Here is a 14,079-nt window from a genome sequence, read left to right on the forward strand (position 1 = left end):
ATATGAAGCACATCGTATTGGCCGGCCTTTTATTTGCCTTGGGCGGCTGTTCAACCCTCTCCATGTCCGGGTACGGTGGAACGGAACAATTCCGCTGTAGTAACGATTTCGGGCAGAGCGGCGAACCGTACTGCAATTCCATTTCAGAAAACTACGATGCCTCAATAGCCGGCCTGCTTAACAATACCGATATGGCCAAACGGGCAGGGCAACCCTACAGCGAACAGGGTGTACGAACCCTGATGAACACGCCCGGATACGCTTCAGGCACGCCGGTTCGTTCTCAAAACGAGATTGCCCGGATTTGGATTGCCCCGTATTTGGATTCAGACGGCGACTTGGTCGATCAAAACTTCACTTATGTGGTACTCAATCAGGGTAAATGGCTGATTGAACACAACCAGCAAAACATTATGGACGAATACCGTCCGGTTCGGTTGCTGGGCGGCCGTCCCGAAGCTCAGAAAAATACCGGCAATACTGCCGGCAACGGTACAACAGGAAACGACAGGGTGCCGGATGTCGGTGTCAGCCTGAATCTGAAAGACTTAGGCGGAGCGACACCCGCAGCCAATCAGTAGAAAGGTTACAAAATGGGGATGTTTGGCAAGTTCAAACACTGGCTGGCCGGCTCGGATGATGTCGATGCCCCGATGGAGGCTATGCACAACAACCCGGCCGACCCGGCTTTCGAGCACTTGAGCGATTATCTGAACTACGGTGCTTACGACCCGAAAACCGAGTTGTTCCTGCTTAAAACAGGCTCGGATAACAAGCCTTTGGGTATGGGATTTACCATTGAGCTGAATCCGTTTCTGGGCGCAGACGACGACCTGGTCGGTAAGCTGGGCAATCTTTATGCCTTGCTGCCCGAAAAAACACCGATACAGGTACAGATTTTCGGATCCCCGGATTTGCGCGGCTTTTTGAAAGCCTATGAAACCATACAGAGCAGCCGGGCAGAGGACGATCCGATGCAGCCGGTTTTTCAGACTTTGGCTCAGAAACGCACCGAGTATTGGCGCAAAGGTACTCAGGAGTTGCTGGTTAAAAACTCTACTGTCCGGCTGCGTACCTTACGCTGCATTTTGAGCATCAACCTAGATATCTCGCCGGACAATCCCACCGAGGTTTCACGTGCAGTTTCATTGCTGGGCCGTATGCGTGATTCGCTGCGTTCGCTGCAGATTTACGATCGCACCTGGACACCGGTTGATTTAAAGGAATGGTGCAGCCTGATGCTCAATCCGAACCGGATGTTTATCGACCTGACCAAGGAGCTTGATCCGGTTTGGGATGAAACCCGTTTTCTGAACGAGCAGATGGTCGAAACACGAACTTCCCTCAAGGTTATGGACAGTGGCTCCGGTTTGCGCTTCGGACACAGAGATAACGAAGACTGTGTCATTGCCCGCTGTTATTCCGTCAACCTCTATCCTGAAGAATTCCATTTGGCAGGAATGGGGCACTGATTGGCGATGCGGTAGACAGCAATATGAGTTACACCTCGCCGTTTTTGATTTCGATGACCATGTTCAAAGAAGAATACGACGTGGCTCAGAATACCATCACGTTGAAAGCCGCACGTGCCACACAGACGGCCGATTCCAAAATGGCAGCCGTGATGCCGCAGGCCATCAAGCAAAAGCGGGATTACGGTGTCTGCCTGAGTGCCTTCGGCAAAGGGGGAGGCGGCACCGTCAAGCTGATGCACCAAGTCGTGCTGTGGGAGCGGCCGCAAAACATCAATCTGGCCGAAAGCCAGGCGGAAAGTATCTGGAAATCAGAAGGCTTCGGCCTGTACCGTGACCAATATCTGCAGCTGGGATCCTACCTGACCGCGCTGCCCATGGCCACTGACAAAGAAGTGGTGAAATATCTGAACAGCAAAAAACGCTGGCATACCAAAACCATGACCAATGCCATCTGTATGTCACCGATTATCGGTGAATGGCACGGCTTGGGCGAGCCGGTTATCGGACTGTTCGGCCGACGCGGCCAGGCAATGGGCATCGACCTGTTCGCCAATCCGGCCGGCAACTATAACTTTGCCATCATCGGCGCTTCCGGGTCGGGCAAATCGTTCTTCGCCAACGAAATTGTCCGCAACTATATGGGCTTGGGCACGCAAATTTGGATTATCGATGTCGGCCGCTCTTACGAAAAGTTCTGCCAAATGATTGGCGGGCAATACATCGAATTCACATATGAAGCCAAGCTCTGTTTCCCGCCGTTCCAAATGGTTACGGAGATTCACGAAGACATCGAGTTGCTGAAGCTGATTTTCTGCCTGATGGCGTCCCCATCTGATTCATTGACAGAGCAGCAGGAAGCCAAGCTGCAGCGGATTATCGAAGATGTATGGTACGAGCACGGTAAGAACGGCACTGTTGACCATGTGATGGAACGCTGTCTCAACTGTTTGATTACAGGCACCGATGAAAACGGGGTTCCCGGGGAGCGCGATTTGGCTATGGTTGCAGTAGCCGACCAACTTTATGCCTACTCCAGCCAAGGCATCTACGGCCAATACTTCAACGGAACATTGAATGTTGAATTCACCAATGACTTGGTGGTGCTTGAGTTGGAGGAGCTGAAGACCAAACCCGACCTGCAGCAAATCATCATGCAGATGATTATGTACCGCATCATGCAGGGCATGTACCTGTCCCGCAGCCAGTACAAAATCATGATGATTGACGAGGCATGGGCATTACTTGGCGACACCGGCTCAGCTGCCCGTTTCATCGAGGAAGGCTACCGCCGTGTCCGTAAATACAAGGGAGCCTGCGGGACGCTGACCCAAGGTGCCAATGACTATTACAAAACCAAAGCAGCCGAAGCGGCTTTGGAGAACGCAGACTTTGTCTTCCACATGCGTACCGGTGCCAAGTCCCTGAAGACGATAGAAGAAAAAGAGCCGTTCGAAGTGAACAGCGGGGTGATGAAAATTTTGCGCAGCCTGTCTAAAACCGACTACTACAGCGAAATTTTCATTTCCACACCGATAGGTTACGGTGTCGGCCGTCTGTACTCGGATCCGTTTAACGCACTGGCTTCCAGTTCCAAAGCGGATGACGTAGAAGCGGTGGACCATTACCGTCGCGAAGGCTTGAATATGGCACAGGCAATTGAAAGCGTGTTGGCCGACCGAAGCAAATACCACTGAAGGAAAAAATCATGACACAGCAAGATAAGCAGAACAGGCCGTCTGAAACTGCCTCAGTAGCAGAAAAACAGCAACAGCATGTTCCAATGAACTCCGGAGCCGGTGCAGATGAAACCGAGAGCATTTCCCTGGTGCAAATCTTGATCGGGCTGATGGCTGCTACAGCATTCGGATTGAGTCTTTGGAATACTTTCAAGCCGTCTGAAAAAAGCATCCATATCATCGATCTGGCTGGTATTTCGATGAATTACCAGCAACAGGCACGCAACCAGGGGTTGCAAGACGGTATTACCGAGCAGCAGCGCAGTGCGATTCTGGCCAACTACCAAGCCAAAATGAATACGCTGCAACAGGTCATCGAAGAAAAAGTCCGTGAATGCGGATGTAATATTTTTGTCAAATCTGCCCTAGTCGGCCGTTACGAAAACGTAATCGATCTGACCGGCGATGTGGTGGCCGAATTGGACAAGCGCATCCCGGCCTCTGCTGTTGTGACCTCTCCCAACCAACCCCAGACAGGCTCAGCCCCAACGGTTACACCGCCTCAAACGCTGTCGGATGAAGGGAAGGGTACTGCGGTCAATCCACAGTAAAACGGATAGGATGGCAGATGATGAAAGTCGACTCTAAAGAGTACTTCAAAAATCTATATATTGTGTTTTCATTGCGCTATGCGTCTATTTTTCTACTATTGGTAGTAATTTTCCTAGCATGGAGCAAATACTTCGGTTTTGCCGTCAATGCTTCGCATTCTTTGCCGCACAAACTCTACCTGATTCAGAAAAGCCGCAACCATCTGGCCGATCTGAAGCAGGGCGATTATGTAGCCTACGCTTGGCAAGGCGAGTTCTACCCGGTCGGCACGCAAATGGTGAAACGGGTGGCCGGATTGCCCGGCGATACGGTCAGCCGATCCGGACGGGAATTTTTCGTCAATGGCACCGCAGTCGGGCGCGCCAAAGAATTTTCTTTGAAAGGCGCACCCCTGGAGGCTTCTTCCTTTGAGGGCAGTATCCCCAAACGCTTTATGTGGGTTGCGGCCGACCATCAGGATAGTTTGGACAGCCGTTACGAAATAGCCGGACTGATCCATTCTGGGCAGATTATCGGCAAAGCCATCCCGATTTTTTAAGGATACCGCTATGAAACTCAAAAAAGCACTCATTGTATCAGTGGGTTTGCTTGCATTATCGGCAACGGGAGCCGGTTCCTTGATTGCAGCCAACAACAGCCATTTTTCCGAAAAAATCGGCCCGACTTATCCGATTGCCGAGAAACACGCAATCCATGAGATTCAGACCCGCCTGAAAGAGCGCCAGGACAGCGGAGAATTGGAACGTATGCAGCGTGAAGTGCAGGAACGTATCAACCGGTCCGCGCTGAATCTGGCTCCGGTAGAAGGCTTGGAAACAGCTGAAAAATCATCTGTGCGTTATTTCGAACCGTCCTACACATTGCCGGAAAACATTTACGACCACGAAAACCGCATCATTGCCACGGCCGGTACGGTAATCAAGCCGTTGGAAGTGGCACCGATTCCGTTCAAAATGTTCTTTTTCGACGGCCGCGAACCGGCGCAAGTCGATTTGGCAGCCAAGCTGGCCAAAGAACACGGTGAGGCCTTTATGCCGATTCTGACGGCAGGCGACTGGTATGAGCTGTCTGCCCGAATGAATCAGGCCGTCTATTACGACCAACAAGGCAAGATGAGCCGCAGTTTTCAATTGAGTGAAGTCCCCAGTCTGGTATCACAAGAAGGCCAGCGCCTGCGTATTGAGGCAATGAAACCATGATTCGATACATAATCCGCACTCTGACAGCCTTGGCCGCCATCGTTTCCTTGGCAACGGCTTCTGCGGCCGATGCCGGTACCGACATCGGTAATCCCGGCAATAAATTGGTCTGTCAGGGGAAATTCCTTAATCCGATAACCGATATCTGCTGGAGCTGTATGTTCCCGATTACGATTGGCGGAAACATCAAGTTGAATAACAACAATCAGGAAGACAACAGCTCAACTCCCGGTGATTGGTTTTGCGCCTGCGACAAACCGAGTAGGGCAGGGGTAACGGTTTCGTTTTGGGAACCCACCCATTTGGTTGAAGTTGTCCGTACGCCGTTCTGTATGGTCAGCCTCGGCGGTATTTCGCTTAAAGGGAAAACCACGATAGACGCAAGCCAAACAACCAGTCAGGCACAGGATGCCAACTGGCTGCAAAAACTGTTCGGCGGCGCACACAAGCGCGGCCGTCAGGAAAACAGTGCCAGCCACAATGCCTTTTATCAGGTGCACTGGTATCGCAATCCGGTGATTTTTTGGTTGGAATCCTTGCTTGATAACGACTGCATCGAACAGGGCGTTTTAGATATCGGCTGGATGACGGAATTGGATCCGACTTGGAAATATCCGTCTTTAGCCGTTTACCAAGCGCCCGATTCGGCACTGTTTGCCAATGTGATTTCGCAAGCTGCCTGTGCAGCAGACTGTGTCAAAGCCTCCACGGGCTTCCCTTACAGCAAACTGTATTGGTGTGCAGGCTGTCACGGCAGCATCTATCCGCTTTCCGGTTGGATGTCAGGACACTTCTCCGAAGTACAGGCAGCTAAGCTGATGGTTACACGTATGCAGGCAAAAATGCACCGTGACCTGGTTGCCTGGCGCTCATCAGGTAAGGATTCGATTTGCGGTTACAAACTCAATCCGGTGATGGACAAACAAAACTACAAGATGGCGATGACGTATCCGGTAGCTGCCCGAAAATTCAACGGCCGCTGCTGCGATCCTATCGGCCGCTCGACTCTGGTGCGCGACAGCGGTAAGGCGTTCCCTTATAAAGGTACTCAGTTTGCCTTCCAGTTGTTCCGCAAGCGTGACTGTTGCGGTGCGTATTCTTACAGCGAATAAGGAAAGGACTTTGAGATGCAAAGCGAAAAATTTCGGGTAACCATGGTGGCTGCAGCCTGTATGCTTGCCGTTTTAGGTGGCCTGCTGGCTGTCGTCGAAGTCCGTGCCTCATCCGTTGATGTCGATGCAGCCTCCAACCGCTTGCGCTCTACGCTGCAAAAGGTGGAGCAGGGCAGTAATCCGAACGTCGGTAACGAGCGCAAACAACCGGAAGTGCCCGATTTACAGGGCATCCGCCATCAAGTGCCTGATATTCGCGATTACGGCCATCAGAAAAAAGTCGATGTTGATCCGATGAGCATTGCCAAGCGTTACAGCTCGGCCCGACAACCTGATTTAGCCGCCGCTGACAAAGGCGATTTGCTGGTATTCGTTTCTTTTTCGATGCCGGAAGCCAGTCTGAAGCGGATTGCCCACGAAACCGCCCGAGCAGGCGGTGCAATGGTGATTCGGGGCTTCAAGGACAGTTCGATGAAGGCCACTATTCAGGCGGCGCAGGAAATTGCGGCCCTTCAGGGGGATTTATTGATTCATCCGGATCTGTTCGATCACTACAACATCACCGAAGTCCCGACCACAGTATTGGCCCGCAGCGGTGACGAGGGGCTTGATAGTTGCAGCGGCAATGCCGATGAAGGTATGTGCACCGAGCACCTGCAGGTGCGCGGTGATGTCTCCCTGCATGCCGCATTGGAATATTTCATCAACAACAAGGCCGACGAAAAACTGATAAAAATTGCCGAGGCCAAGCTGGCGAAATTAGGCGGTGCAAAATGAACGTCAAAACCTTGAGTGCCTGTGTTTTATTCTGGGTATTTCAGACGGCCTCGGCAGCAGATTACAGCGGATACCTGAAAGAATTGGGCGGTTTGGGCAGCGGTACCAGCAAAAACATTACCGCACCGGAAAAATATACGCCGCGCTATACCGACAATCCGCCGAATGCCGAACAGTATTACGGTGGCGGCCTGTCGCTGCCGACTAGCTACGGTGAGGCCAAAATTGCCGGCTGCCGCGACAATGTCGCCGATTCCGACCTGTATCTGCGTCAGGAATGCGAAGGCGTGAATTTCATCGCCAACAACAAAACCCAGCGGCCGGACGTAACCCTGAGAGCCCGGGAAAAACTGATTACCGGGACGCAAAGCATTGCCGGCGACCCGGCCGAGACGTTGGATAAATACAAGTGGCGTTATCCGCTCAATGCCGACGGTAGTGTCGGCTCGATTCCGTCTACTGCCTGCCCGACCGAGACTATTACGGTTCCGGCGGTGAAGTCCGTTAAAAACTGCAGCGAATACTATGGAGCCGAGCTGTTCTTGTGCGAAGCAGCCTTAAAAGTTACCGTTGATCCGAACTGGAACTACTCCTGTCTGGAAACCAAATACCAGCACGAACGTTACAGCTGCTCCAAGAAACTTAAGGTGACCTGCGAGCAGGCTCCCGACTGCACTACGGCAGGTGTGGAGGCCGGCACCATGCAGGGGGATATGCAGCTCTCTTTTGTGAAAAACGGAGGTGATACGGCACATACCTTGACGTTCGGCTCCATTGGTGACGATTATTTCAGAAATAACCAGTACGACCGGGAAATGATGGTCAAAATTAAGAATCTGAAGCAATTATCAGTTTTTACTCTAAAACGTGTTGAATACGATGACTGGCTGGTTGTGAAGGTCAATGATGCCATTGTATACAGTAGTTACGGTAATCAAATGTTGTCTGCTGATTTCAGTAAAAATAGTAACTTTACTAAGCCACGAACGGCAGTATTGGATGAAAGCGGTAACCGGATAGGTGCTGCTGAGCGTAAAACATCTTGGAAAAAAGATCTTAATATTGACATCAGACCCTATTTGAAAGAAGGCGATAACATGATTTGGACACGCACCATAGCTGGTGGCGGTGGTGAAAGTGCAGCGATTTTCAACGTACACCAATATTGTGAACCGATTTGCACAGAATCGTGGGAAAACGGTTGTGGTGAATTTGAGAACAAGGTGCGCCCATGAGGAAACTGCTCTCGTTTTGCGTGCTGGTCTGCCACTTGATGCTGCTGACGGCACCATCTGTCGCGGCGGCGCGGGAGAAAAGTACCTGCGTTTTAAAATCGCATACCTGTGTAGACGGGCCGTCGACCAAAAACATCAACGGCGTGGACATTACCCGTGAATGTTGGGAATACAAAGACGAATACGAGTGCTTGGAGGACGACCCGGCCAATTTTTGCGAACCGTTGAAAAATACGGCCGCGAAGTGTGAAATCGAAGGCCAGACATGCCTGGAAACCCAAAACGGCGAGTGTCTGCGCTATACCCATCAATACTCGTGCGATGTCGACTTAAAGACTCTGCATGGCGGCCAGCTGCCGCCCCAGGTTACCGAACGGCCGCATACCCATCACATTTCGTCGGAATGGGATACTGCGGCATGTGATGCAAAAGGAAAAAACTGCAAAGCGGTCACTACCGAGTGCATCGAAGGCCCCGCAACAAAGGTTATTAACGGTATTCCGGTGACACGCGACTGCTGGAAGCAGCAGCGAACCATGCAATGCGCCACAGGTAATGACATCGACACCTGCAGTGCCTACGAAGAGAACGCAGCCTGTTCTCTGACCGACAACAAGTGCAGCCATACCCTGCCTGACGGCGCCTGCCAGGTTCGAGACAAAACCTACACCTGTATCGATTCTCCTGCCGGCACCAAAGAAGTCAGCAGCTGCGAAGACCGGGATTTCGCGTCTACGATGACCGCAATGGAAATGGCACGTGAATCCCAGCGCTATTACGACCCGACGGCGCAGCAGTTCTTCAAGGGGGAGTCCAATAAGTGCAGTATCAAGCTGGGCGGTGCGTTAGATGGTGTATTGGGTGGTGACTGTTGCAAAACCCAAGCAGAACCGGGCGGGATGGTTGACTTCGCAGTACAAACAGGAACAAGTACGGCCGCTTCTTATCTTATGAGCAGTGTAGCAAGCCATTACACGTATACCACCATGTTCACCAATGTAGCAGCACAATCATTGGGAACATCATTATCCGCTGCCGGTGGTCTGGTGGGTACCAGCTCCGTTGAAGCATTAGGATTTACTGCCACAGGGGTGGAGGGTATGGGGGTCATCGTAGAGTTTAATCCGGTTTCATTTGGCGCAGCCATTGCCGTGATGGCTTTGCAGCAATGGTTGTCTTGTGAACAGGACGAGATTCTGACCGCCATGAAACGCAAGGCAAACCTCTGCCATTATGTTGGTTCCTATTGCGGCTCAGAGGTTTTGGGTGCTTGCGTGAAAAAAGTAGAAAGTCAGTGCTGCTATATTTCGAAGCTGGCCAAAATCGTTAACGTCGGCGGCCGGGAGCAGTTGGGACGCGACTGGGGGACACCGGAGAACCCGAGCTGCGAAGGTTTTACGGCACAGGAACTGGAAAGCCTGGATTTTTCCAAACTGGATCTGGCGGAGTTCTATGACGAGATTTATGCGAATATGAGTAATGTAGCCAAACAGGCCGGCAATGCGGCTGCAGTGGCGAAGAAAAATGTGGAGAGCGGCAGCAATGCGGTTAAAAACTACTATGACCAGTAAAGCTTTGGCAGCTATGTTACTAACAACGGCTGCAACAGCTTTTGCGGCACAACCCTATACGGGCGGTATCGCCTTGGATAAAACGGAAAAACTGGCCCAGACATCGATTCCGTTGCCGAACGGACGGCCGGATGCCGTTTTGGCTTTAGCTATGCGCCACGGCCGTGCAAAAGGCCATTTCAGCGGTCGTGCAGCAGCAGCCATCAAACAGCAATACGGCAAGGAGATTCCAATCCATGTCGAGGCCGTCAAAAAAGAGGCCGTCAAAGGCAAAGCCGACTGCAACAAGGTAACTTTGACCTTTAAAACTACGCCCGAATTCGAACGTATGGCTCCGACACAGTCGGTGGATATCGAAGTCTGTCCAACAGAAACAAATAGGGTACACAACCATGAAAAAAGTCCTGATTTCACTTTTTACAGCAGTCTCTGTCAGCATCTCCGGTGTCCATGCTTCCGGTATGGGCTGGTACGATGAGGATATCTGGAGCAAGGAGGATCGTGCTTTCTTGTGGTATCCGGACCCGAAGGCACAGCAAAAAAAAACTGCACAGCAGCCGTCACCACCGCCGGTCATGCTGCCTCAAAATGAGCTGGCCGCATTCGATATGCTGCAAAAACAGGTTGATGAAGCCCGTAAAATCGCCATCATGAACCCGACCCCCGAGAATCTGAAGCACTATGTCACCATGCAGGAGGTCGTAATGTCGAAATCGGCGGCCTTTACCGACCAGTGGCAGCGCGTAATTTGGCAGAATCCCGAGTTGGATTACAGCCAGCATGGCCGGCCGAACAACCAGCTGGCTCAGCAGCAGTATGACCATAATCGCCAGCTGCAGAAGCAGGAGGCTATCCGCAAGCTGGCCGGTGAAAACGGTATTTTGTTCGTTTTTCGATCGGATTGTCCTTATTGTCACACCATGGCACCCATCCTGAAGCAGTTTGCAGCAACCTATGGGGTTAAGGTGATGCCGGTCAGCTTAGACGGCCAAGGCATCGGTCACTATCCGAATGCATTGCCGAACAACGGTATTGCCCAACGCCTGAACATTACCACGGTGCCGGCTATGTATGTGATGGATACCAAAACTCAGAAATTTACACCTATCGGTTTCGGCGTGATGGCTCAGACCACATTGGAAGACCGCTTCTTGGCGTTCTCTAAACCGGTGGGAACGGTTTATTGATACTTTTGAGAATATGCTGAAAATGGGAGAATCTGTATGGAAACTTATTACTGTGTTATAGAGGGCATCATTGCCGAGTCTAAGAATCCTTGCTTTATTAGCAAGTCATATTCAGAAGCCTATAATTTTACTCAAGTATGGATGCAGAAACGAAGTGCACAATTAGTTGAAATGGACGCAGATTATCAATTTCAGAAAGATGAAAATATTGATTTTTGGGCAGTCGGAAATCATGCCAAAGGGATGGATTTTATTTGGATTGTCAAATTTGAGAATGGATTGCCCAAGTATGAGTGATGGGGAACACCAAATTTCCCCATCACAGAAATATTACAGTAATACCAAGCTTAAGAATTTTAAAGAAGGGATGACGACTTCGTAATTATATGCTCGCTCATTAAATGTAGGACTTATAAAGTATGCCTTTAATCGATAATCTTCTTGCTCATAGAATATCTTCAAATGTTCGACGGTAACAATAAGTTTTCATCTGATGAGAGTCCATGTACAAAGTAACATATTTATTTTCAATTCGTTTATTAAAAGTCAGTTTGAATCCCTTACCAAATCGTTCTAATTTAGAAACTTCGGCAATATATACTCCATTAAAACGAGTATTATCCCAAACTTTATAAAATCTTCGAAAGAACCAACATAGGCGTTGTATGCCTTCTCCGGGGATTTCAAACGTAACTTGTTCAAATTCTTCGTCACTCAACTTTTTCTTGTTTTCAATGTACATACGGACTAGATTTTCCAGCTGATTACTGCGTCGCGAGATTAATCCAAGAGAAGAAGCACTTCGTTTTGCCGATGAAGATCCAGATGAGTTTGGAGATGAGCTTTCAAAATCAGAAGGGGCGTCATCAGCAATAATAATGGCAGCGTTATCTGTTTCCGTCGGCCTTTCAAAAATATCAATCCGATGTATCAGTTTTTGTTTGAAAACACGTTGCTGATATTGTTCAACACTTTCTCCGGGCTTGCGTGCTTGTTGGGAGTATAAAGCATCCTTTATCCAATCACAGTTGTTGGAATGATGTTGTCGAGGATAAAGCTTGAAAGTAGGAGTTTGTTTGGTAGACTCATTTAATGGGGTCGTGTAGTGGGTTGCTTGAATTTGTGTTCTTTTACCGTTTTCTTGGCAGCAACAAGGATCACTGCACAAGAAATGGAATTTTTCATGCAACGACTGATTGGCAAATTCTCTCCGAGCATCATCAATGTAGACTTTTTTGCCTAATTCTACACAGTATGCTATATCCATTAATCCCCCTTATTTAATCCAGTTTTCCAAATACAGACCGTCTACGCGTTCAAATTCCTTGGTGTTATTGCTGACCAGTGGGATGCCTAAAGACAAGGCGTGAGCTGCAATTAAAAGGTCAAGACTGCCGATAGGCATACCCTTGCTTTGTAAATGTTGGCGAACACGGGCATAATGCCAGATAACAGAATCGTCAAAAGGCAGAATATCCAAAGGGGTTAAGAACTTCATTAAAGCATCTTTGTTTTTGGAAGAATTTGATTTTTCTACGCCAAATGCCAATTCGCAGGCCGTAATGCTGGATATGGCGATCTCACCCGGAGTATATTGTTCAAACTTTTCAAATACATATTTCGGTTTCTGATTAATAATGTAAATGCAGATATTGGTATCCAACAGATATTTGTAGCTCATAAAATTTCGTCCCGGATTTGCTCAACCTGCGGTTCGCGCTCCAATACGAAACCGGGTTCAAATTCTTCAACTGCTTGAGCCATGTTCTGCCAACTGTTTTCCTTTGGAATCAGTAATACGCCGCCGGCAAAGTGTTTGATAAAGACCTCTTTTTCTTCAAATCTAAACTCTTTAGGCAGTCGAACTGCCTGTGAACGGCCGTTGATAAATATTTTAGCTGTTTGCATCGTTTTTCCTTTGATATATTTCAATGAAGTATATCATCGGACGAAATTAGAGTTCAACTCCTTGCAAACAATTCCCCTGTTTATACAATCCCTAATCAATTTCCGCTATACTGCTATACATCATCAAGAATAATGACTGCACCCATTATGCTTAAATTCAAACAATTCAGTATCCGTAACTTCAAATCTATTGACCAAATCAGTTTGGATTTCAATAATCTGACCTGCATCGTGGGCATGAATGGTGCCGGGAAAAGCACAATTCTTCAGGCCTTAGACTTTACCTCACAACTCATGGTGGGCCGCATTGATGAGTGGCTGGAGCAACGTGGCTGGAATATCAGTCAACTGACCAATCAAAACTTAAAATCCAAAGCCAAGAATAGTTTTATTCGTATTCAAATGGTACTTGAATGGAGTTTTCAGGAAAACCCGAAAGATGTCAGAGAACTGGTTTGGGATGCCGAGTTCGATGTACGCCGGCTCAAATGCAGAGATGAGAGTCTGACTGTTAATGGGGAGGTAATCTTTGCATCAACCGGCTTAGATTTTTCGGTATCAGGCACACCCAATCCAACCGAAATACTGTGGGACTATACCGGATCAATGCTTTCATCTATGACGGAATCTTGGTTTGATCAGCACCGTTTCCTGAAGAAGATACAGGAGGCACTTCTTGGTATTTCCTCATTGGAGCTGTTATCACCTGCCATTCTGAAAAAAAGCTCACGTTCGCCGGTAGGTCGTATCGGCATCAGCGGAGAGAATCTTGCCAGCTTTATACACGGATTAACCAAGAGCCAACAGGAAGATTTAGTTCATAACCTGCGGATTTTCTATCCGAATCTAAGCCGTATCAATACCAAGAAAAAAGTCGGGGGGTGGATAATATTGGGATTTGAGGAGCAATTTAAGAATCAAAAAACCATTTCCGACTCGGTACATATTAATGACGGTTTATTAAGAATTTTAGCGGTTCTGGCGCAACAAAAACACGGCTCACCAACTTTATTGTTACTGGATGAGATCGAAAACGGCATTAATCAGGAAATTATGGGTAAGTTGGTTGAGTTTCTGTCTTCCTCCGGAATTCAGGCTTTAATTACCACGCACAGTCCCTTATTGCTCAACTACCTTTCAGACGAACAGGCTGTTGAAAGTGTGTATTTTACCTACCGCACCGATACTGGCAGTTTGAACTTGAAAAAATTCTTTGAAGTAATCGACCATCCGGAGATATTGGACTTTGCCGGCCCGGGGAAGTCTATGCAAATACGGATTTGAAACATCTGGCTGATAAGTGTCGTCTCCTTGATATGGAAAATTC

The 14,079-nt window shown here is 48.9% G+C and carries 16 protein-coding genes and 1 pseudogene; 14 read left to right on the forward strand and 3 right to left on the reverse strand.

The window, feature by feature from the left end; all coding sequences use genetic code 11:
- Positions 1-2 precede the first annotated feature (2 nt).
- The 13 genes and pseudogenes from traV to CGZ65_RS05570 all read left to right on the forward strand — a co-directional run bounded on the left by traV (position 3) and on the right by CGZ65_RS05570 (position 11,141).
- Positions 3-581 carry a type IV conjugative transfer system lipoprotein TraV gene (traV, locus tag CGZ65_RS05515; protein WP_157742715.1) on the forward strand — a complete coding sequence of 193 codons (579 nt, stop codon included), beginning with the start codon at positions 3-5 and terminating at the stop codon, positions 579-581.
- 81 nt (positions 582-662) lie between these two features.
- A pseudogene (locus tag CGZ65_RS13940) lies at positions 663-1,795 on the forward strand (conjugal transfer protein TraC); the annotation flags it as partial.
- A gap of 210 nt (positions 1,796-2,005) precedes the next feature.
- Complete coding sequence (locus tag CGZ65_RS13945) at positions 2,006-3,169, forward strand: TraG/VirB4 family ATPase (RefSeq protein ID WP_463139856.1); 1,164 nt, start codon at positions 2,006-2,008, stop codon at positions 3,167-3,169.
- Positions 3,170-3,180: 11 nt separating this feature from the next.
- Positions 3,181-3,762 carry a hypothetical protein gene (locus CGZ65_RS05525; RefSeq protein ID WP_096295133.1) on the forward strand — a complete coding sequence of 194 codons (582 nt, stop codon included), beginning with the start codon at positions 3,181-3,183 and terminating at the stop codon, positions 3,760-3,762.
- A gap of 17 nt (positions 3,763-3,779) precedes the next feature.
- The gene (lepB, locus tag CGZ65_RS05530; protein ID WP_096295134.1) at positions 3,780-4,301 is read left to right on the forward strand and encodes a signal peptidase I; all 522 of its coding nucleotides are present in this window, start codon (positions 3,780-3,782) and stop codon (positions 4,299-4,301) included.
- A 10-nt stretch (positions 4,302-4,311) separates the two neighbouring features.
- The gene (locus CGZ65_RS05535) at positions 4,312-4,962 is read left to right on the forward strand and encodes a conjugal transfer protein TraW (protein ID WP_096295135.1); all 651 of its coding nucleotides are present in this window, start codon (positions 4,312-4,314) and stop codon (positions 4,960-4,962) included.
- A complete protein-coding gene (locus CGZ65_RS05540; protein ID WP_096295136.1) occupies positions 4,959-6,074 on the forward strand; it encodes a TraU family protein in 1,116 nt (371 codons plus the stop codon). The genes CGZ65_RS05535 and CGZ65_RS05540 overlap by 4 nt, the downstream gene beginning before the upstream one ends.
- A 15-nt stretch (positions 6,075-6,089) precedes the next feature.
- Positions 6,090-6,851, forward strand: a complete 762-nt coding sequence (gene trbC / locus CGZ65_RS05545; protein WP_232507552.1) for a type-F conjugative transfer system pilin assembly protein TrbC — start codon at positions 6,090-6,092, stop codon at positions 6,849-6,851.
- Entirely contained in the window at positions 6,848-8,086 is a 1,239-nt protein-coding gene (locus CGZ65_RS05550) for a hypothetical protein (RefSeq protein WP_096295137.1), read from the forward strand. The genes trbC and CGZ65_RS05550 overlap by 4 nt, the downstream gene beginning before the upstream one ends.
- Positions 8,083-9,657 (forward strand): conjugal transfer protein TraN, encoded by a 1,575-nt coding sequence (traN, locus tag CGZ65_RS05555; protein WP_096295138.1) that lies wholly within the window; start codon positions 8,083-8,085, stop codon positions 9,655-9,657. The genes CGZ65_RS05550 and traN overlap by 4 nt, the downstream gene beginning before the upstream one ends.
- Positions 9,647-10,135, forward strand: coding sequence for a hypothetical protein (locus tag CGZ65_RS12790; RefSeq protein ID WP_157742716.1), 489 nt, complete (start codon positions 9,647-9,649; stop codon positions 10,133-10,135). Before traN ends, CGZ65_RS12790 begins: the two co-directional genes overlap by 11 nt.
- A complete protein-coding gene (traF, locus tag CGZ65_RS05565; RefSeq protein ID WP_096295140.1) occupies positions 10,050-10,844 on the forward strand; it encodes a conjugal transfer protein TraF in 795 nt (264 codons plus the stop codon). Before CGZ65_RS12790 ends, traF begins: the two co-directional genes overlap by 86 nt.
- Before the next feature lie 36 nt (positions 10,845-10,880).
- Positions 10,881-11,141: a hypothetical protein gene (locus tag CGZ65_RS05570; RefSeq protein ID WP_096295141.1), complete on the forward strand. Its 261-nt coding sequence runs from the start codon at positions 10,881-10,883 to the stop codon at positions 11,139-11,141.
- Between the two features lie 148 nt (positions 11,142-11,289).
- Here CGZ65_RS05570 and CGZ65_RS05575 read toward each other — a convergent pair whose 3' ends face one another.
- Genes CGZ65_RS05575 through CGZ65_RS05585 form a run of 3 tightly spaced genes read right to left on the reverse strand, consistent with a single transcriptional unit; the run spans position 11,290 to position 12,752 of the window.
- The gene (locus CGZ65_RS05575) at positions 11,290-12,111 is read right to left on the reverse strand and encodes a hypothetical protein (RefSeq protein ID WP_096295142.1); all 822 of its coding nucleotides are present in this window, start codon (positions 12,109-12,111) and stop codon (positions 11,290-11,292) included.
- Positions 12,112-12,120: 9 nt separating this feature from the next.
- On the reverse strand, positions 12,121-12,525 hold the full coding sequence (gene vapC, locus CGZ65_RS05580) for a type II toxin-antitoxin system tRNA(fMet)-specific endonuclease VapC (protein WP_096295143.1): 405 nt from the start codon (positions 12,523-12,525) through the stop codon (positions 12,121-12,123).
- On the reverse strand, positions 12,522-12,752 hold the full coding sequence (locus tag CGZ65_RS05585) for an antitoxin (protein WP_096295144.1): 231 nt from the start codon (positions 12,750-12,752) through the stop codon (positions 12,522-12,524). The genes vapC and CGZ65_RS05585 overlap by 4 nt, the downstream gene beginning before the upstream one ends.
- A 132-nt stretch (positions 12,753-12,884) precedes the next feature.
- Here CGZ65_RS05585 and CGZ65_RS05590 point away from each other — a divergent pair, with 132 nt between their 5' ends.
- Positions 12,885-14,036, forward strand: coding sequence for an AAA family ATPase (locus CGZ65_RS05590; protein WP_096295145.1), 1,152 nt, complete (start codon positions 12,885-12,887; stop codon positions 14,034-14,036).
- The last annotated feature ends 43 nt before the right edge of the window (positions 14,037-14,079 follow it).

It is taken from the genome of Neisseria weixii, from assembly GCF_002327085.1.
GTDB classification, from domain to species: domain Bacteria; phylum Pseudomonadota; class Gammaproteobacteria; order Burkholderiales; family Neisseriaceae; genus Neisseria; species Neisseria weixii.